Source organism: Paenibacillus sp. FSL K6-0276, from assembly GCF_037977235.1.
GTDB lineage: Bacteria > Bacillota > Bacilli > Paenibacillales > Paenibacillaceae > Paenibacillus_AQ.
The window spans coordinates 2,796,327-2,816,127 of record NZ_CP150276.1 but is presented as its reverse complement, the minus strand read 5'-3'; the positions used below and the strand labels follow the sequence as shown (position 1 = coordinate 2,816,127).

The 19,801-nt window shown below is 41.9% G+C and carries 21 protein-coding genes; 3 read left to right on the top strand and 18 right to left on the bottom strand.

Features of this window, described 5'->3' with window-relative positions; genetic code table 11:
• Nucleotides 1–33: 33 nt before the first annotated feature.
• The 8 genes from MHH52_RS13170 to MHH52_RS13135 form a co-directional block, all read right to left on the bottom strand.
• Complete coding sequence (locus MHH52_RS13170) at nucleotides 34–690, bottom strand: CatB-related O-acetyltransferase (RefSeq protein ID WP_340009079.1); 657 nt, start codon at nucleotides 688–690, stop codon at nucleotides 34–36.
• 175 nt (nucleotides 691–865) lie between these two features.
• Complete coding sequence (locus tag MHH52_RS13165; RefSeq protein ID WP_340009077.1) at nucleotides 866–1,333, bottom strand: DUF2691 family protein; 468 nt, start codon at nucleotides 1,331–1,333, stop codon at nucleotides 866–868.
• Nucleotides 1,334–1,452: 119 nt separating this feature from the next.
• Complete coding sequence (locus MHH52_RS13160) at nucleotides 1,453–2,949, bottom strand: malate:quinone oxidoreductase (protein ID WP_340009075.1); 1,497 nt, start codon at nucleotides 2,947–2,949, stop codon at nucleotides 1,453–1,455.
• 247 nt (nucleotides 2,950–3,196) lie between these two features.
• A complete protein-coding gene (locus MHH52_RS13155; RefSeq protein WP_340009073.1) occupies nucleotides 3,197–3,457 on the bottom strand; it encodes a hypothetical protein in 261 nt (86 codons plus the stop codon).
• Nucleotides 3,458–3,664: 207 nt separating this feature from the next.
• Nucleotides 3,665–4,666: a Gfo/Idh/MocA family oxidoreductase gene (locus MHH52_RS13150; protein ID WP_340009071.1), complete on the bottom strand. Its 1,002-nt coding sequence runs from the start codon at nucleotides 4,664–4,666 to the stop codon at nucleotides 3,665–3,667.
• A gap of 30 nt (nucleotides 4,667–4,696) precedes the next feature.
• Entirely contained in the window at nucleotides 4,697–5,785 is a 1,089-nt protein-coding gene (locus MHH52_RS13145) for a Gfo/Idh/MocA family oxidoreductase (protein ID WP_340009069.1), read from the bottom strand.
• A 30-nt stretch (nucleotides 5,786–5,815) separates the two neighbouring features.
• A complete protein-coding gene (locus tag MHH52_RS13140) occupies nucleotides 5,816–6,577 on the bottom strand; it encodes a sugar phosphate isomerase/epimerase (RefSeq protein ID WP_340009068.1) in 762 nt (253 codons plus the stop codon).
• 24 nt (nucleotides 6,578–6,601) lie between these two features.
• The gene (locus tag MHH52_RS13135; RefSeq protein WP_340009066.1) at nucleotides 6,602–7,765 is read right to left on the bottom strand and encodes a Gfo/Idh/MocA family oxidoreductase; all 1,164 of its coding nucleotides are present in this window, start codon (nucleotides 7,763–7,765) and stop codon (nucleotides 6,602–6,604) included.
• Nucleotides 7,766–7,920: 155 nt separating this feature from the next.
• On the opposite strand from MHH52_RS13135, the gene MHH52_RS13130 reads away from it, so the two are divergent.
• On the top strand, nucleotides 7,921–8,757 hold the full coding sequence (locus MHH52_RS13130) for an AraC family transcriptional regulator (protein WP_313641003.1): 837 nt from the start codon (nucleotides 7,921–7,923) through the stop codon (nucleotides 8,755–8,757).
• Between the two features lie 208 nt (nucleotides 8,758–8,965).
• On the top strand, nucleotides 8,966–9,856 hold the full coding sequence (locus MHH52_RS13125) for a LysR substrate-binding domain-containing protein (protein ID WP_313641004.1): 891 nt from the start codon (nucleotides 8,966–8,968) through the stop codon (nucleotides 9,854–9,856).
• Between the two features lie 86 nt (nucleotides 9,857–9,942).
• On the opposite strand, the gene MHH52_RS13120 is transcribed toward MHH52_RS13125, so the two are convergent.
• The 5 genes from MHH52_RS13120 to MHH52_RS13100 all read right to left on the bottom strand — a co-directional run bounded on the left by MHH52_RS13120 (nucleotide 9,943) and on the right by MHH52_RS13100 (nucleotide 15,382).
• A protein-coding gene (locus MHH52_RS13120) for an IS1182 family transposase (RefSeq protein ID WP_340003511.1) occupies nucleotides 9,943–11,303 on the bottom strand; the annotation gives its coding sequence in 2 pieces (ribosomal slippage) (nucleotides 9,943–10,733 and nucleotides 10,733–11,303; 1,362 coding nt in all).
• Nucleotides 11,304–11,469: 166 nt separating this feature from the next.
• Complete coding sequence (locus tag MHH52_RS13115; RefSeq protein ID WP_340009064.1) at nucleotides 11,470–12,147, bottom strand: ABC transporter ATP-binding protein; 678 nt, start codon at nucleotides 12,145–12,147, stop codon at nucleotides 11,470–11,472.
• Nucleotides 12,144–13,208 carry an ABC transporter permease gene (locus MHH52_RS13110; RefSeq protein WP_340009062.1) on the bottom strand — a complete coding sequence of 355 codons (1,065 nt, stop codon included), beginning with the start codon at nucleotides 13,206–13,208 and terminating at the stop codon, nucleotides 12,144–12,146. The genes MHH52_RS13115 and MHH52_RS13110 overlap by 4 nt, the downstream gene beginning before the upstream one ends.
• 123 nt (nucleotides 13,209–13,331) lie before the next feature.
• The gene (locus MHH52_RS13105) at nucleotides 13,332–14,633 is read right to left on the bottom strand and encodes a HAMP domain-containing sensor histidine kinase (RefSeq protein ID WP_340009060.1); all 1,302 of its coding nucleotides are present in this window, start codon (nucleotides 14,631–14,633) and stop codon (nucleotides 13,332–13,334) included.
• A gap of 71 nt (nucleotides 14,634–14,704) precedes the next feature.
• Nucleotides 14,705–15,382 carry a response regulator transcription factor gene (locus MHH52_RS13100; RefSeq protein ID WP_340009059.1) on the bottom strand — a complete coding sequence of 226 codons (678 nt, stop codon included), beginning with the start codon at nucleotides 15,380–15,382 and terminating at the stop codon, nucleotides 14,705–14,707.
• 144 nt (nucleotides 15,383–15,526) lie between these two features.
• Between MHH52_RS13100 and MHH52_RS13095 the strand changes: the two genes are divergently transcribed.
• Nucleotides 15,527–16,000, top strand: coding sequence for a ferritin-like domain-containing protein (locus MHH52_RS13095; protein ID WP_313641008.1), 474 nt, complete (start codon nucleotides 15,527–15,529; stop codon nucleotides 15,998–16,000).
• Between the two features lie 260 nt (nucleotides 16,001–16,260).
• Here the strand turns inward: MHH52_RS13095 and MHH52_RS13090 are convergent, their stop codons facing one another.
• The 5 genes from MHH52_RS13090 to MHH52_RS13070 form a co-directional block, all read right to left on the bottom strand.
• Nucleotides 16,261–16,392: a hypothetical protein gene (locus MHH52_RS13090; RefSeq protein WP_340009058.1), complete on the bottom strand. Its 132-nt coding sequence runs from the start codon at nucleotides 16,390–16,392 to the stop codon at nucleotides 16,261–16,263.
• 30 nt (nucleotides 16,393–16,422) lie between these two features.
• A complete protein-coding gene (locus MHH52_RS13085) occupies nucleotides 16,423–16,518 on the bottom strand; it encodes a hypothetical protein (RefSeq protein WP_340009057.1) in 96 nt (31 codons plus the stop codon).
• Nucleotides 16,519–16,614: 96 nt separating this feature from the next.
• Complete coding sequence (locus tag MHH52_RS13080; RefSeq protein WP_340009056.1) at nucleotides 16,615–16,935, bottom strand: MarR family transcriptional regulator; 321 nt, start codon at nucleotides 16,933–16,935, stop codon at nucleotides 16,615–16,617.
• 270 nt (nucleotides 16,936–17,205) lie between these two features.
• Entirely contained in the window at nucleotides 17,206–18,399 is a 1,194-nt protein-coding gene (locus MHH52_RS13075; protein WP_340009054.1) for a metallophosphoesterase, read from the bottom strand.
• 480 nt (nucleotides 18,400–18,879) lie between these two features.
• Nucleotides 18,880–19,749 carry a cation diffusion facilitator family transporter gene (locus tag MHH52_RS13070; RefSeq protein WP_340009052.1) on the bottom strand — a complete coding sequence of 290 codons (870 nt, stop codon included), beginning with the start codon at nucleotides 19,747–19,749 and terminating at the stop codon, nucleotides 18,880–18,882.
• Nucleotides 19,750–19,801: the final 52 nt, after the last annotated feature.

Here is a 19,801-nt window from a genome sequence, read left to right as displayed (position 1 = left end):
GCCGAATCATACCGGCAGCCTGTTGTGATTGTGTTATGATTTTATTTCCCTTTGATAGAAATCATATAACTGGTCAATCGATGAACTTGAAAAGATAGACGTGGCTTGTTCAATTTTCTCACGTTTCCAATCGAACCAACGCATTTCCTTTAACTTTTCGATTTCATGATCTGTAAAACGTTTTCGGATCTCATTAGCAGGATTGCCGCCTACTATTGTATATGGTGGAACGTCTTTTACAACAACCGATCCTGCCGCAACAATAGCTCCTTCACCTATTTTCACACCGGGCATAATCATTGCATTCATCCCAATCCAGACATCACTTTCTATTTTCGTATCCCCTTTGGGTTCGTAAGAGGTTTCAATCTGGTCTACAAAAGGATACACGGTAATCCATTCAGGATGATGATTGTGATTTCCACCCATCAGAATAATCACATCACTTGCAATGCAAACATAATTTCCTATAATCAATTTATCTAAATGCCAACCATAATCTTCGATCGGGTTAAATAACTTTCTGGACGTTTCGTCCCCCCAGAGATATCTGACGCAACCATCTTCAAAATCATGATTATCGTAATAACCCGAGTAGTAAGAGTACTCCCCTACCTCAATCATTGGGTTGGTGACTATATCCTTTAAATACTTAATTTCAGACCAGTGGTTTAACAACTGTTGTTTCAATCTTTTCCCCTCGCTTCTAAGTAATTTGAATCATTTATCCTTAGAAGCTTGATACAGTAGCGACATTCTTAAACCGTTTCAAACGACGAACCATCGTCCTCATCCTTTTCCTAATTAATGGAGACATTGTAACAAACGAATGATTTGTTCGTCAAATCAACCTTACGGTTTCCTTCTACGATACAGATAATCTTGTTCTGAAGTCATTTTCGTTAGTAATGTATTGAACATCTACATATCCATTTCGAATTGCGTTATGGTACAGCGCTTCAAGCTTCACCTGGTCTTTACCATAAACCGTAGCATATTCACAATCCACGACTAAAAGCACAAGCTGACAATCACTATTTAAGAACTCCTCATAGGTCTGAACATCTATTACGTCCTTCTCTTTTGGAAAAGCCTTAAAGTTCGCAAAGATAATATAGTATTCGTAACTCTCTAAAAGCTCCTTCAAAACTCTGCCGTCCATTCCATAGATTTCTTTGTGAAACAGAGCCTCACCCAACGTATCGTTTTGAATAAAATAAGACTCCTCACCACCTATATACCAATGGAATGTCTCTGTATTAAATGGCTTTAATAGATCTCCAAGTATTTTCCCATGTTCATTAGGAATCTTAAAAGTGATTCCTCGTCTCATGTATATCCCCCCTTTTTCTATTCGAATTCCCTATACAAAAAACCTATGAATTAATATCCATAGGTTTTATTAATGAAAATCCCCGTCAATCGTCATACCTTCGAGTTATTGATCGTTGCTTAACTATGCACTCGCTCTTTTCCACCTAGACCCAATGTAGATGCCGTTAAAGTATGAACTTCATGCAGAAGCTCTGGATTTTCTAATAGTGAAAGGCCATAAGAAGGAATCATTTCTTTAATCTTCGGTTCCCACTCTTTTATATGTTGAGGGAAACATTTGTCAAGTACTTCAAGCATCACGTGAACAGCCGTAGAAGCACCTGGAGAAGCACCTAATAATGCTGCAATCGAACCATCTGCGGCGCTAATAACCTCTGTACCAAATTGAAGGATTCCTTTCCCATCTTCTGTATCTTTGATAACCTGAACGCGTTGGCCTGCCACAACTAGATCCCAATCCTCGATTTTGGCATTCGGGATAAACTCTCGTAATTCTTCCATGCGCTTTTCTTTCGATAACAACACTTGCTCGATTAGGTATTTTGTCAAAGACATGTTTTTTGCACCTGCCGACAACATCGTTAGGAGATTATCCGGTTTTACGGAAGTTATTAAATCAAACATTGAGCCGGTTTTTAAAAATTTTGGCGAGAAGCCAGCAAACGGTCCAAATAGCAACGATTTTTTATTGTCAATAAATCTGGTGTCAAGATGGGGAACAGACATAGGAGGCGCTCCGACCTTAGCTTTACCGTATACTTTTGCATGATGCTGCGCAATAACGTCTGGATTATTACACACCATAAATATTCCACTTACTGGGAATCCTCCAATATGTTTCCCTTCAGGAATACCGGATTTTTGCAGTAAATGTAGGCTTCCTCCCCCGCCACCGACAAAGACGAATTTTGCAGTATGGCTTTCAATGGTACCGCTGTCGTTTTTCACTTTCAAGTCCCACGACCCATCGCTCGTACGTTTGATTCCATCCACACTATGTTTATAATGAAGATCTACATTTTTACTCTTTAAGTGGTCAAATAATATGCGCGTTAAAGCACCAAAGTTAACATCTGTGCCGGTGTCGATTTTTGTTGCTGCTATAGGTTCATTCGATGGACGATTTTGTAAAATAAGCGGTATCCATTCCATTAGTTTTCTAGAGTCATCGGAAAATTCCATTCCTTGAAACAAAGGATTCTTTGACAGCGCTTCAAATCTTCTCTTCAAAAAAGCTACATTCTTCTCCCCTAGTACCAAACTCATATGGGGCAATGGCATGATAAAGTCCTGCGGATTATGTATCAGCTTACGATTTACCAAATAAGACCAAAATTGCATTGAAAGCTGAAACTGTTCATTAATTTGGATAGCTTTACTTATATCTACAGTTCCATTGGATTTTTCGACAGTGTAGTTAAGCTCGCAGAGCGCCGCATGTCCAGTTCCTGCATTATTCCATTCATTAGAGCTTTCCTCACCTGCATTTTCGAGCTTTTCAAACACTTTAATCTTCCAATCCGGCACTAATTCTTTTAAAAGTGTTCCTAAAGTCGCACTCATGATTCCAGCACCAATTAAAATGACGTCTGTTTCAGTTGCACTTTTGCCCATTATTACCATCCTTATCCCCTGAATTTTGCAGAAAGGATGTGGGCGCTCCTTCTTAGGCGTCACACCTTTTCTGTCTCAATTATACCCTTATCCGAGTGTATTACAATTATTTATAAATTTAATTATCTACTATTATAGGAAAAAAATAAGTTATTTAAAAGCTTGCAAAAAAGAGAGAAATAAGTCCTCAAGGTTAAGGAACTTAAGTGACAGCCATAAACCCGCTTCTTGCAAGGATTAATAACATTTAAGCATTATTAATAAAATAAATGAATATGCTGCCCGCAGCAGCAAGATCAACTATTGCCCATAAGAAGCTTTTACGAATTAGCATGAGCAAGGCAGCGATTACGCTAACGAAACAAGCAATGAGCATAATATAAAAGGTGGTGAATAATCCACCAGAAAGAAACATCAGTACGTATAATATGACAAAGGTGAACACAATGGTCTGCACAATGGGAATTAGCTTATTGTTCGTTCGAATGTTCTGTAGTATTTTCTCCATATTGTATGCGCCTTCCAATTATCTTGCTTTTTATAACCTATACTTCCTTTAGATTATTCCACTAAGAAGAATTAATCAAACCCATCTCCCTCTGTAAGTCGTAGTCTTCTTAGAGTTTAACCCAATATGGAAAGTCCCTAAACACGAAAAAGCTGCCTCATTCGTAGATAAATCTACTTATGGAACAGCCTTCACTATATTAAAGCTTTATTTGTTCCTCTGCGACGAACTATAAATACGCTTCACCAGCTCCAGCGCTTTTATCCCCTCAGTACCACCCAGCCAAAACTTTCGTCCACTGATAATATGGTCATAAAAGTCCTCAATCAGTCTCTTATGCCCAGTCCCCCAATACGATTTACCTTCCGTTGGACTGAATATAGGCTCGCAAACCAAGCTTTCCTTCCCATCTTTCCAAAGATACAAGTAGTCTCTACGAAGGTTAAGTGTCCCCTCCTCAAAGACTATCTCCAACTCCACCGGAGAGTTCTCAAGATAGGTATTCGTACCATAAAACAGCCCACGAACATTATTGGTGAAGTCGATACAAGCATGGGCAGTATCTTCTACTTCAATGACGCCATCAAGCACATCCGTGGTAATACTGCCCTTCACAGAAGTAATTTCACCCCCATACCACTGGAGTAAGTCCAAGGTATGAATGGTCTGATTGATTAGAACACCTCCACCTTCCGTGGACCATCGTCCTCTCCAGTTACTATCTTTGTAATAACTTTCATTTCGGTGCCAAGTTACGACACCCTTCATACAAAGTAATTTCCCTAATGCACCAGAATCAATAGTCTTCTTAATATAAATGGAAGCATCATTATAACGGTTCTGGAACGCAACACCAAGCTGGCCTGTACTCTGTTCCGCAGCTTCCAGCATACGCATGGCAGAAGGAAGGTCAACGGCTATAGGCTTTTCAGTTAACACATGCTTCCCTGCACGCAACAGATCTACAGCCATTTCTGCATGAAGATAATGCGGTGTACAAAGATGTACCACATCAATACGGTCATCATTCAGTATTTCTCTATAATCATCAGTAGCATGGCAGGCATATTCAATTCCAGCACGTGTAGCTTTATCAGCATCAATATCTACAATCGTAATCGGATTCACACCTTCTATAGCTGATATTGCTTTAGCATGGAGAGGAAAAATCGCCCCGCAACCAATAATGGCTACTCCAAGTTCGTTCATCTACAGCAACCTCCATTCTCTTCCTATTCGTTATTTTAGTAGATCGGGGGTTAGATTAACTGCTTGGGCTTGAGCCTTCAGACATAGCTCTGCAGCTTTGAAGACATGTGCTTGTGTCATGGCCTGCTCCGTCCGGTTCAGACAATCCAGGATTAGTTCACCAAAGAACGGAAATCCAACTTTTCCAGCTACATGCTCATAATGCTCCCCTTCCCCATTCACCCAGTACACATGATCCGGTGTATTTGAACGCCCGATATCACTGTATTTACGGAGTTCAATGAAGCCTTCAGTTCCCATGATCATTGTACGCCCATCTCCCCAGGTTCCGAGCCCTTCAGGCGTAAACCAATCCACACGGAAGTACTGGGTTGCGCCATTGTCCCCAATAAGCGTTGCATCACCAAAGTCCTCCAATTCAGGGTAAGACGGATGATTATAATTTGCTACCTTACTGTGAACAACTGAAGCATCCTTACAATCTGTATAATACAAAAATTGTTCTATTTGATGGCTGCCGATATCGCACAGGATTCCGCCATATTTCTCCCGCTCGAAGAACCATTCCGGGCGACTAGAAGCATTTAAACGATGCGGTCCTAATCCAATGACTTGTAGAACACGACCAATAGCCCCCTGACGGATCAACCGCCCTGCGTAGATAGCGCTTTCAACATGAAGACGCTCACTAAAGTAGACCATGTACTTCTGATTGGTTGCTGTGACCATAGCTCGAGCGGATTCCAACTGTTCAAGTGTTGTAAAAGGGGTCTTATCTGTAAAATAATCCTTCCCGTGAGCCATTACCTTAATACCTAAAGGTCCTCGTTCCGAAGGGATAGCTGCCGCTGCAATTAACCGGACCTCAGAGTCTTCCAATATTTCATTCATAGACTCAGCAGCCCTGACTCCCGGATATTTGGCCATGAAAGCTCTAACCTTCTCCTCATCCGGATCATATACCCATTTCAGCTCTGCACCAGCCTCTACGAGTCCATTACACATCCCGTAAATATGACCGTGATCAAGTGCGATAGCAGCGATGATGAACTCACCTGGCTTTACAACTGGTTTAGTTTCATGCGTGGGGGCATAGGTCATACCATCTTTTCTGTTCATCAGAATCCTCCTATTTAAATCAATTCGATTCTATAACATGTTAAGAAGATAGCGCAGACTAATCTCCAAGCTCTCAAATGGATCACGACGGCAAACATCTTGCTCCACTGCGTACCATTCAACACCTGTTTCACGGCAAGTAGCAATGATCTCACCATAGTTCATGTTTCCTTCACCGATTTCAGCGAAGACTTGTTGCCTGTCTATAATCGCCATATCCTTTAAATGTACAACCTGCATTCTACCTTCAACTTTACGTATCCATTCCACTGGACTCGCACCACCTGCCTGAACCCAATATAAATCAAGTAAAAAACCGACCGCAGGATCAGTCTCGGTGAGCAGTACTTCCATCCCAGTAATACCGTCAAAGCGTTCAAATTCAAAATCATGATTATGATAAACAAATTGAAGACCGTGTTGTTCTTTTAGTGTTATTGCGATTCCCGATATCAATTTTGCGAACTTGCGATAGCTTTCGAGCCCAGTACGAAATTCTTCTGGTAAACTCCCAAGTCCAATATATTTGCAATTCCACAGTTTATGCTCTGCGGCCAGAGCCTCCAGATCGTTCACTAACCGATCCCAGGACACATGGGTCGCACATATTTCCAAACCTGCCTCATCGGCATATACTTTTACGAGCTTCGGATCGATTGGTCCGATGGATGAAATTTGGATGGCTTCATAACCCATGGCAGATACCTTTTGAAAAGTTGATCTTAAATCTTCCGCAGTTTGGGTAAAATCACGTAACGTGTACATTTGAGCTGCAATCGTCGAACGTTTCATAGAATCTATCCTCTCTCCATCGGTTTAATGAGTTCCCTTAACATCCAATGTTTTGGTTTCTGTGGTTTCCTTTTGGAAAGTGGAGTGCTCTACTTTTTCCATCAGCTTCTCATAGAAACAATCTGAATCTATCGGAAGCTCCACCCAATTGTCCGTCCAAGCCGATAAATACATGGCATTCGAAAGGGTTAGTCCCTTAATACCTTCCTCCCCGGGAGCAAGTAATGCTTCATCATGCAAAATGGCATTCGTAAAGTTCCGTAGAATTCCTTTATGCTGCTCCCCTCCGCCATTTTCTACAGGAATCTCACATTCCCAACACTCTGGACTACCGAATCCTCCCGTAAATTCTGCGTTGAACTGAGGCTCAGGCGTACGTAATCGCCAAAAGGTTAGCTTCCCGTCTTCCACTACGATCTTTCCATTATCGCCATTGATTTCAAAACGATTAGTCCCCGGTGCCTCTCCAGTTGTAGTAATAAACAGACCCGTAGCTCCATTCTCATATTCCACATAAGCGGTTACATCATCTTCAACCTCAATGTTGCGATATTTCCCAAAGTGGCAGAATGCTCTAATCCGCTTCGGCATCATGCCTGTCGTCCACTGCCATAAATCTAGCTGATGAGGATCTTGATTAAGCAGTACACCTCCGCCTTCACCCGCCCATGTAGCCCGCCAACCACCGGAGTTGTAGTAGCTCTGCGATCTATACCAGTCGGTAATAATCCAATTCGTCCGGCGGATCTCACCTAACTCACCAGACTGAATAAGATCTCTCAGTTTCTGATATAAAGGATTAGTACGTTGATTGTACATAATTCCAAATTTGCGATCAGACTTTGCTGCAGCATCGTTCATCTGTTGAACAGCTTTTGTATATACACCTGCAGGTTTCTCCACCAGAACATGATAACCATATTGAAAAGCCTCGATCGCAAGTGTAGGGTGATCATAATGTGGAGTACAGATTAATACCGCATCTATGATACGTGATTCGAATAATTCTTTCGGTGTAGAATACTTCCTTACATTCTCAGGCAATTTCTCTTCAGCCCATTTCAAGCGTTCTTCTCTTATATCACATACTGCTGTAAGCTCAGCTCCCTTAATTTCACTCAGCAGACTTTGCGCATGTGCAGTTCCCATATTTCCAATTCCAATAATTCCATAACGAACTTTACTCATCTCTGTTCACTTCCCTATTTGAGGTTATGTTTAGAGGATATACTTAATTTATAAACATGAACATGATTGAAATTAAGGTTTATTTGTATTTAAATAAGATGTTTTAGATAAATAGATCCGTTATAATGAGGATATTTAAGTTGTAAAGGAGTTAGATGATGAACAATCCAGGTAACTTAACAGGTCGTCTCCTGCAGAATCTTAAGGTTACTGTGACCCATGCCCAACTTAGTAACAGAAATCCCGGATGGAACCGCACGCTGGAAACTCCCGCTTTTAATCGGCTGTATTTCATAGACGGGGGTGAGGGGAAAGTAATTATAAACGGTATTACATATTATCCGAAACCTGGACAATTAATGATCATGCCTGCAGGGAGCACACAAACAACTGAAACTTCAGTCGATGATCCATATATCCGCTATTACTGCCACTTTGATGCTGACATAGGAGAGTGGCCCTTATTCCATGCGGAAAAAAAACTATATATCTGCGATTCGCCTAACCCAGATTCTATAAGGGCTATCTTCGTGGAGATGATCGAACAATTTCAGAATGACGATGTCTTATCTATCCTGCGTACTCAGGCTTGTTTACTTAATCTTATTGCCACTTGTCTTGAATCGAGCGACAATAGTCATACTGACTTTATGACTGCATTCATCCACACCGGTGACCAAGGTAAGCTAGCCCATGTGCTCCATTACATCGATAAATGGCTAAACAAGCCCTTGGAGATTGATGAATTAGCAGAGCTTGTCCACCTGCACCCGAACTATTTCATTCCTTATTTCAAGAGATTCATGGGTGTGACTCCTATGCAATATGTGCAACGCAAACGTATGGAGCATGCTAAGAGACAGCTTTCTTACACGGATTTCAGTATTTCGGATATTGCGGAGCAAGTAGGCATGGAATTGGTCCATTTCTCTAAATATTTTAAAAAGACAATGGGCCTTTCTCCATCGGCCTATCGGAATAGTACGATGTAACCCAATCCTAATGTTGCCAAGTAAACTCTAACCTAATTAATAGAGATGTCCCTCGGATTGGGATGAACTATAATGGAAACAACGTAGAATTACATTTTTTTAAGGCGGTGGATGATCATACTTATTAGAACAGCATCATTAAGTGACACGCAGTTCGTGCTTGATAAGGAACTTTAATTACATTCGGGAATTTTAGAGAGGGATTACTATGATTGTGGATACATTACGGGTATTCGTTACTGTAGCTGAGCAAAGCCATTTCTCTAAAGCAGGAGAATTACTAAATCTATCTCAACCCGGTGTCAGTCTACATATCCGGAATCTTGAGAATGAAATAGGCGCAAAGCTTCTGCATCGATCGCCTAAGCAAGTAAAATTAACAGAAGCGGGCACGATTCTTTATAAACACGCCAAACTAATATTAGCTCATTTCGAAGCAGCTAATCAGGAAATACAGATGCTTCAGGATGAGGTCACAGGCAGTATACATATTGGCGCTAGCTTCACTATAGGAGAGTATATATTACCCTCAAAACTTGCGGAATTTGCAAATCAATACCCACAAGTTAAACTTCAGGTGACTATCGGTAATACTGAGGAAATTATTGGAGGCGTTAGATCCAATGAATTGGATATTGGCTTTATCGAAGGAAAAGCACATGAGAATGATCTGATCGTCACGCCTTACATGAAGGACGAGATGATTATCGTCTCTTCTGCCAACCACCCTTTGTCAAAAATGGTCTCTGTGGAGCAAAGTATGCTACAAAATCAGGTTTGGGTTCTGCGAGAGCTTGGCTCTGGAACACGTGCTTTTAGTGATCATTTCATTCAAGAAGAAGAGATTTCTGTCAAAAGATCCTATGTCTTCAACAGTAGTCAGGGAGTTAAGGAAGCAGTCGCCTCCGGTTTGGGAATCGCTATGCTCTCCAGATGGATTGTGCGCAAAGAATTAGCAAGTGGCGAAATCTATGAGCTACCCATCAGACATCATCATCTAGTAAGACAATTCTCCATCATCCGCCATAAAGAAAGCTCCTCCTCCATGGCTACCAATGTCTTTATACAAAAACTACTTGTCTCTAGTAGAGACAAGTAGTCAGAGTGTCGAGAAACCCAGGTCATTTTACGACCGCGGGTTTCTTTTTAGGTTCTGGCATAAGTAGAATCGGAAAAGGGAGGGGGTTACCCCCTCTGTTCCAGGCGATCCAGGTGGATCGCCATCTTCTTCATGTTCTGCACGGCTGCCGTCATCAGTGCCTGTTCTCTGACATTCGGAAGTCCGCGCAACCGGCAATAGCGAAACCCATGGAGCTCTTTAGCATCCGCGAAGCTTCGCTCAATCGTCTCTTTTCGTTTGCGGTACAGTTGCTTGCCCGACTTACTGAGTCGGTTATTCCGCACCCATTCCTTGCTGTCCTCCCAGACGTGCCGGGTCACCACCTTTCGGTGATTTCGGGACTGAGTGCATTGGTCCAGCAATGGGCAACTCTTACAATGGTCCGGATCAGAAGCATACTGCCGGTAACCCTTTCGGTCTGTGGTCCGGTAATTCAGTTCATGACTGGCTGGACAAACATACAAATTTCGCTCGGCATCAAAGGTGAACTTCCATTTCGGAAACAATCCTTGCTTGGGATGAAATCTCCGGTGTGCAATCACCGCAAAAATCTTTCGGCTTTGTAATCCTCGACAAATCGGTGTGGTTAAGTAACCTGAATCGAGCGCAACGGCTTCAATCTTAAATCCAAAACGTTCTTGCTGACGGTCTAAACGCGACAAATATGGCACGGAATCATGAACATTGCCGGGCGTTACATGTACATCGGTAATGAGATTGTATTTGGTATCTACGGTACGGTGATCTAGATAAAAGAAGCCCTCCGGTTTGCCATCCCGGATCATATATCCACTATCTGGGTCGGTCTTGCTCACTTTAATCTCTTTCTCCTCGTTCACTTCCTCTCTTGGTTTCAGGGCTTTTTTCCATGCTCTTTCCGGTCTTCGGCCACAGCAGCGTTGAGTTCATTCACGTAATCTTTGGTGTTCTGCAGTACTTGTTGTTTGGTGTACTGGTGTTTATTCGCATTTGCTTTTACATGGGTTGAGTCGGTCACGAGAACCCGTCCACCGACCATCCGGTGCGAAATAGCCTGAAGAACAATCTCATCGAAAATGTCCTGAAAAATGTTCGTATCTTTAAATCGGGTTCGCCGGTTCCAACTAATAGTCGTATGGTCTGGAACCTTGTCGGTTAATCCCAGTCCTAAAAACCAGCGGTACGCCAAATTGGTTTGGATCTCTCGCTCCAATTGACGTTCGGAACGAATGCCGTAAAAGTATCCAAGAAAAATCATCTTAAATAAGATAACTGGATCAACAGCAGGACGTCCGTTATCTGCGCAGTACAACGGCCTAACTTTTTCATCGATAAAGGAAAAATCAATATACTTATCTACTTTTCGTAGCAAATGATCTTGAGGAACTAAATCTTCGATAGAGACAAACTCGTACGCTTGTTGTTTTTCTCGGTTGGAACGCAACATACAAATCACCATCCGTTCTATAAATAGTTACCTATATTATACAACATTAACGCGGTGTCGTGTGAAATTATTAAGACATAAAGAAGGCTGTCGAGACTTTCTCGACAGCCTGACTACTTGTCTCTAGTAGAGACAAGTAGTTTTTTTCTTACTATATTTTGCTTAATTAGTGTTCAACCAAATGTCCATCTTCCAGATGCAGAACGCGGTCACACCATTCGAGCATCCGTTCATCATGAGTAACCATTACCGCAGCCTTACCTTCATTCTTTACTTCGTCAGCAATCATTCGCACGACTTCTCTACCTCGTTTGAAATCTAAACTTGCTGTTGGTTCATCTGCAAACAAGATTGCGGGTTTATTCATCCAAGCTCTTGCGATAGCTACACGTTGCTTCTCTCCGCCAGATAGCTGTTCAGGATAATGGTTTCGACGTTTCCAGATATCAAGCCGCTTCATCAAATCAGCTGCCCGTTCCTTCGCTTCTTTAGAACTCATCTTCCCCTGTTTAGCTACAAAGAGAAGCTGCTCCTCTACCTTCAAGTAAGGCAATAACTGTGCGCTTTGGAACATAAAGCCTATCTTCTCTAATCGTAGCTCGGTCAGCTCACTTTTACTTTTATCTGTAAGAGATTCTCCGTCTATGAAAATCTCACCACTGGTTGGCGTAAGAAGCGCACCAGCTGCTGAGAGGAATGTACTCTTCCCTGTTCCCGAAGGTCCAAGGACAGCAACGAATTCCCCTTCATTGACTATAAGATTCAAATTGTTCAGAACAGATACCGTTGTATCGCCGTCTCCGTAGGTCTTGGTCACTTGCTTCATCAATAATTTCGCACTCATGCTCCAGCCCTCCCAATTGCTTCTAATGCATCTACTTTAGCCACTTTAGCGACAGAAATGAGTGATCCTAAAAGAGACATCCCAACGAACAAACAGCTGGTTAATAGAATCGTTGAAGGTTCCAGTTGGAATGGCATGGTGTCTGGCAGAACCTGATTCATTCCAAAGGTTAGTAGCAAGCTAATGCTAAGACTTGCAATGGCCAAAATCATAACCTGTCCAACTACGCTCCAAGCTAAGTAAGACATTTTTGTACCCATAGCCTTCAGAATGCCAAACTGGCTTGTTTTCTGAATCGTAATGACGTAGAAGAATACAGCCAGAACAAACCCAGCGATTACAAACAGGAAGACAATCATCATAAGCAGTGAACCTTGCTCTGACGAATAACCCGGAATATTGGAGATTGCTACTTTTTGCGTAATAACCTCTACATCTTTTGTATTAGCTGAGATCTTATCCACTTGCCCAGCATTTGCATTAAGCGCAATTACATTAAAAGGTACCGTTGATGTAGCCTCATTACCTTGATTAACGCCTTGTCTCATTTCCTGCCAATCTTTATTGTTGATATAGACTACTGGGGTATGGCTGTATGAGCTATTCTCAACATATCCTGTAACTTTAAATTCCTTCCCAGTTGCCTGATCTCGGATCGTACTGCCAATCTTAATGCCCGACTGCTCCAAGTCACGATCAACGACGACACTTCCCTGCGTGTCATTCGTAATCTTGTTACCTTCAATCACTTTTGGAGCCAGCAAACCATTCATATCTACTGCAAAAAAAGTAATGTCTGCCTTAGTATCCGAATCGTTCGCAGTCACTGTGCTCATTTGTAGAGCGAGTGAGGAAGCATTATTGTCTCCTACTACTGCTCGAACACTCTTGAGCTCCGAATCCGTTAACTGAGAGCGTCTAAACGTCTGATCCGCATCCTTCTGCACCACGTAATAGTTTGCCGGCATATTCTCTATTGCTGAGATATTAGCATACGCTAATCCTCTAGCCAGACCCGTTACGAAAAGTACAAGAAAGGAAACCAATAACATGATAACCATAATTAACAGGTATCTGGCTTTAGAATGTCGCATTTCCCTCAAGGCTAAAAACATATTACCACTCCTTCTAATCTGTATAGTCACAGTTTAGAAGATGAAAATGAACGGAGTATGAATAACCAGTTACAAAAGCGGAAGAGTTACTATAAAGGTCGTGCCTTTCCCTACTGTGCTGGATACTTCTATAGTTCCGTTATGCGTCTCTACAATTTTTTGAGTAATCGCTAGACCAAGTCCGCTACTATGTGTTTCTCGTGTACGTGCACGGTCTACTTTATAAAAACGATCAAATATCAGTGGTAGTTCCTCGGCTGGAATTCCTTCCCCTGTATCCGAAACGGTTACCACACAGTTCTGCTCATCCAGCTTAGCGGAAATCATAATGGACCCCTCAGCGGGTGTATATTTTATGGCATTGGTAATGAGGTTCATCCACACCTGATACAATAGATTGGAATCGCCATGTACTCTGATATCAGCAAGATTCAGCCTTACAGCCAATTGCTTCTCCGTTAATCTCCACTCCATAATTTGCACAACCTGCCGAAGCTGTGCCCGCAAGTCTATGGATTTCTTCTGCAAGGAGTTCGGATCATAATCAAGGGAAGATAACGTTAGCAGCTGTTTGCTAAGCATCGAAAGACGATGGCTTTCTTGGTCAATAATATTGAGATACTGTATCCGTTCATCCTCTGGTAAAGAAGAATCTTTAAGGGTTTGGGCAAATCCTTGAATAGAAGTTAATGGTGATTCGATTTCATGCGATACATTAGCAACAAATTCCTGTCGAGCACGATTTGTTCGTTCCAGCTCACGACTCATAATCATGAAGTGTGAGGCTAACTGACCAATCTCATCACGACGCCAAGTATTCAGATTAATGTCGTATCTGCCCTTTGAAATCCGCTTAGTGGCCGTAGTTAATCGTATAATTGGCTGAACCACATGCAGAACACTAATCATTACAAATCCTAGACTGAACAGTACGGTAAACCCGATGATGATAGCAAAAAACACGCGCAGCTCACCAAACTGAACTTCTGCATCCGGACGCATGAATAACGCATAAGTCTCGTTATTGACTTCAACAGGTACACCTATCGTATTACTTAATTGATTGTCAAAGAATCCTGTAATAAATGCACTAACAGGAAACTCCGCAACCCCATGGTACACTTGTCCATTCAGGACCTTCTCTAACTGCCGCTTATCCAAATCCTCTTTCCGAAATGGCTTGCCGTAGAATCGGGATTGACCTTCTGTATCGGTTAAATAGATTTTGTAACCCAATTTCGCTACGCTTCGCAGATAATCTTCCATAGCATCCGGGTGCGACTCCGAAAACTGCTGGATTTCAATAGCCATCCCCGTAAGCTTGGCATCATTCTGCGACTTAATCTGAGCTTGGTAATAGATATTAGACACCAAGAAACCGAGAAGACTGCTCACAACAATCGCTGAACAAAAAAGAATACACATCCTCACATACAAGGACTTCACGAGTTCACCATCTCCAATTTATAACCGATTCCCCGTACCGTCCGAATCGTGAAGTCATTTTGATAATCCAAAAATCTCTGACGCAATCGCTTGATATGTACATCCACCGTTCGTTCATCGCCTTCATAATCCATTCCCCACACAAGTTCAATCAACTCACTGCGTGTGTACAGTCGGCCGGGATATTGCGCTAGTTGTGCCAGTAGCTCAAATTCCTTTACAGGTAGCAAAATAATTTCGTCTCCATCAGTGATCTCATAATTTTTACGATCGATGACGAGTGAATTCAAGCGAATCCGATCATCCGAAGCTATAGAATAACGACGAAATAAAGCTTTTATCCGAAACAGCAATTCTTCTGGCTCAAACGGTTTCGTTACATAATCATCCGTACCCCGCAAATAACCTTGCTCTTTATCACTAAGTTGCTGCCGGGCCGTTAATAAAATAATCGGAATATCATACGTTTCTCGTATATGCTGGCATAGCTCTAATCCATCTACATGTGGCATCATCACATCCACTACAGCTAAATCTGCAATAGTCTCTTTCAATTTAAGTTTCGCGTCCCGACCATCGCTGGCCTCCATGACTTGATAACCTTCCCTTGTTAATACATGTCTTAATAACGTACGAATATTACCGTCGTCATCGGCTACTAATATCTTCTTCATCGTTTACACTCCCTGAATTACGGATGAACCCATAGTATCAACTTTAAAGGGTTAGAACAACTAAAGGCCCAAAAGAGACCATTTTGGGCAATCGTACATATACTACTCCTAATTATAATGAACTAATCAGGAGGTTAATAAGAAATGTATTGGACACCCTTATCTCAGAATAGATCTGATTTCAAACCTATATGGGCAACCTCTCTTCCACAAGCATTAAATTTAATCAAAGAAGCTGTGCAAGGTGAACGAAATGATGAGCTTTTCTATGATGAAATTATCAAACTAGCCCCGAACTCCGAGCAAGCCTCCATTATCACTTCTATACGAGATGACGAACGGGGTCACAATTTCATGTTCCGCGGGATGTTCAAAGAAATTACGGGTCAAGATATCACTGGGATTAGTAGTGAGCAATATCAACGGATCAGTTCCTATGAAGAAGGATTAGAAAAAGCACTCCAAGGTGAACTGGCTGCAGTCGAAAAGTATCGCAAAATATGGTTTGGTCTGCCTGTTGGAGTATATCGTGATACTGTATATGGGATTATTTTGGATGAATTAAAACATGCTAGTAAATACAATTATTTACTTACTTTGGATCGAACCACTATATAGTTGTATTATTCAGGATTATTGTTTAAGCCTGAAGGAAAGGGAGTATACTTTCCTTCAAAGAACTAACAGGGCGCCCCATTAGTTCCTCCAGATCTTTTGAAGTAGAGGCTGTATCTATTTTCGAGAGAAATGAATACAGCCAGTGCTGAATACTTGAATCCTGCCGATGAACAATTCTTTTTCCCGATAGCTCTGATAATACCTCCACAAGTTCACTGAAATCCCAAGGACGTGGTGAGGTTAGTTCATAAATCTGGTTATCATGGTACTACTGCCATAGCTAAGGCGAGATCCTTACGTGTGACAGAATTAAATAACCAGTTCCCTGGATAGGTGATTAGCTCACCGCTTTGGATAGCCTCTTTCAGACCTAATGCATCTACAAAATCCATATACAAAGCATTGCGTACGCCAAAACGAATCTAAAACCCTTTTTCCAAAAGATCATTTGCTCTCTCTGGATCACGAACACATGCGATAATCTGATCTGCCGGAACAAACTGTAGAAGATTTTCCATAATCAAACTTCCTAATTGACCTGTAGCCCCAGTAACCATAATTGATATAACACTCCAGCCTTTCTGTTCCTCGTATTCGAGACTGCAACATGTTAGCTAGCCATTGCCAAGCTTTTCTAATAAAACGATGAGTTGTTGAAGCTCTTGTTCATCCAGACCCTGCATACGTTCAGCGATCGCTTGACGATTTCCGTGAAGATGCTCTAGGAGTAAATGCTGACCTTCACCCGTGATCGAAATGATGCTTTTTCTACCATCCTGAGTATAATTCGAACGGGTTATCAAACCATCCTTCTCTAGTGGTATCAGCAACAGACTAATATTAGCTTTTGTGACACCAATATTGTGAGCCAGTGTAGAGGGTAGAATCGTTCCTCCCTCTTTAGATATCTCCACCAAGAAGAATTCTTGCGCCATTTAATCCTTTAGACTGCCAATATTTATCAGAGACAGCAACCAAGCTTGCAGTAGCATCAACTAAAGTGAAAATGCCTGAGTATGCAGCGGCTGATTCAATACGAATGGTTGTAAATGATCCATTATAGATTTTTCAACTCCATTTTAGTTAAGTGCTTAACTATTTTAAACCCTATTACAAGCTCTTCTAATTGTCAAAGAAAAAGAAACTGCCTCATCTCGCAGAAAATTCTACGGATTAGGGCAGCCTCATATCATTTATTCACTCTGTTAGATTAATACCGTCTTTGTGGATACGGCTTCTTCGCTGTATTGTTTAGTACCTTCTAACATCACCTCAAGCTTAATGATCTCCGAACGGCTGGCTAAACGAATCGGAGGTCCCCATGTCCCGTATCCAGAGGAGACAACTACATGCAAGTTATCCTTGCGGAGGTATCCCCAGTCCAGTTCGAATAAACGTTTGGTGATCCAGTGATTTGGAGCAATCTGTCCACGGTGCGTATGACCGGAGAGCAGAATATCTACCCCTTCCTGAGCTGCGACATCGAAACCGGTAGGCTGATGATCCATCATTATCACAGGACGCATCAGATCGAGGCCATCCAATAACGAGCTTACGCTCATTCTACCACCGGCTTCCATATTCTCAGCAGTCTTATCTTTTCGACCTACAATATACGTTCCTGCCACTTCTTCAACCTCATCCTGTAGGACTTTAATGCCTATGCTACTCATCAAATCGGTATATTCCTTAATCGAACCACCATAATATTCGTGATTGCCCAGCACTGCGTAGACACCATAACGTGCTTTTAATTGTTTCAGCTGTTCACTCATACTATTACGAATAAAAGGCTCTATACTATCGTCAAGTACATCCCCAGCCAGCAAAATTACATCAGGTTTCATAGCGTTCATTTGTGCTACCATTTTTTTGAGATGCCGATTGCCCACGATATTTCCTAAATGCAAATCAGAAGCAACCGCGATGGTTAATGGCGTACTGGTTCCGATGGATTTATCGATGGGAATGGGATGCGTACGGATAACTGTACTCCAAGCATTGATCGAACCCCAGACTAGAAAAACAATTAGTATTATCAGTAGTGTACCTCCCGCTTCAGAGATGTAGAGCGAGCGATCAACTCCCATCCATCCGAGTAGCACATATAACAGGTCCGCTAAAGGCAACATGATAATAGCAAATTCCATGCAAGCTAGATAATACGATCCAATCACTTTAAAGAATCTGGCTAATGGTTTCATTATTTTAGGCCATGGTATCATTCCGACAACATACGCAAATGCAACAAGCACGAATAATGTCCAGAACAAACCGGAGGAAGCACCCGAAAACCATTCATGAACAAGCAGCCAAACGTGATACCCAATGTACAAATTTACTAGGCCCAGTATTAGTAGCATTGCAAACCCTGAAGCTAACATGCGTAATGTTTTCATCGTTCCTCTCCCCTTTACCATACTGACTCTATACTTCATAACTCAAATCATAACACAAACCGTTAACCCAGTATAAATTGCAATGATGTCTTCGGAAAACGGAGGGAATATTCACACGCACTCCCTTACAACATTCCCCGTCAAAAAAAAAGAAAATGCCCGTCGGCATCTTCGTTGGAGGTTTACAGTTATACTGCTCTTTCACGTGTGGCCATACATTCACCTATTAGCTTATCGCATTTATTAATGTGATTCAGAAGCCAATCGGTTACGTACGGTTAAGGTTAATGGTTGAGAGAATTGAGACTCCCTTATCATAAGAATCCTTCCACTCAATCACGAAATCACCATCCAATTTCCTGAAATTTACATATCGATAAATACAACTAATTCGCTACCTTTCCGCACAAAAGATCTATTAACAACATCACAGGCGAAACTCCATATATCCAGATATAAGCCGCACTTCTGTGTCCATCTCTACTTCAGTACCGGTTCAATGTGTACAAGTACATTTGAAACTTGGTGTCGGTCTTTCAATTGTTCTTCAATTTCTTCCGTAATATCATGGCTCTGCACCACACTTAGCTCGGAATCCACTAACACGGTTGTATCCACTAGCACGTTGTTCCCATGGATGCGGGCTTTGATATCTTTAATGGATTGCACTCCGTCAATTTCAGCTACGGTTTCTTTCATCAGTTCAAGCTCTTCCGCATCAAATCCGTCCGTTAAATCATGTGTTGCTTTGCTAAAGATATCCCATGCCGTCTTGCAGATGATCAGGCCGACAATAATCGCTGTAAGCGGATCAAGCCAAGGAATTCCAAATCCGGAAGCCACAATCCCGACAAAAGCGCCTATACTAACTAAAGCATCTGATCGATTATCCAGTGCTACTGCCCGCATTGCGTTACTGTTAATGGAGCGGGCGAGCCTAATGTTATACATATACACACCCATCATTACTACAGCACAACCGACTGCCGTCCAGGCTGCTATAAGATCCGGACTTTCTAGTTCGTGTTGGATAAATTTGTTCACGCCCTGATACAACACTTGAAGTCCTACCACAATCATAATGAATGAGGCAATTAATGATGCTACGGTCTCCGCTCTGAAATGCCCGTAGCTGTGATTAGAATCCGGCGGTCTTCTGGAAATCTTGAGTCCGATTAGTACGGCGATAGAAGCAATAATATCAGTGCTGTTGTTTAGTCCGTCTGCAAGCAACGCTTGTGATCCCGCAACCTTACCAATGAACAGCTTGATGGCTGATAGGAAGATATAAGCAACTATGCTTAGCCAAGCTCCTTTTTCGCCTTGTTTGATGTCGTTGTAATTTTCCAAAAAAAAGAACCCCCAAAGAATAGTATTGTTCTATACTACACTTAGAGATTCG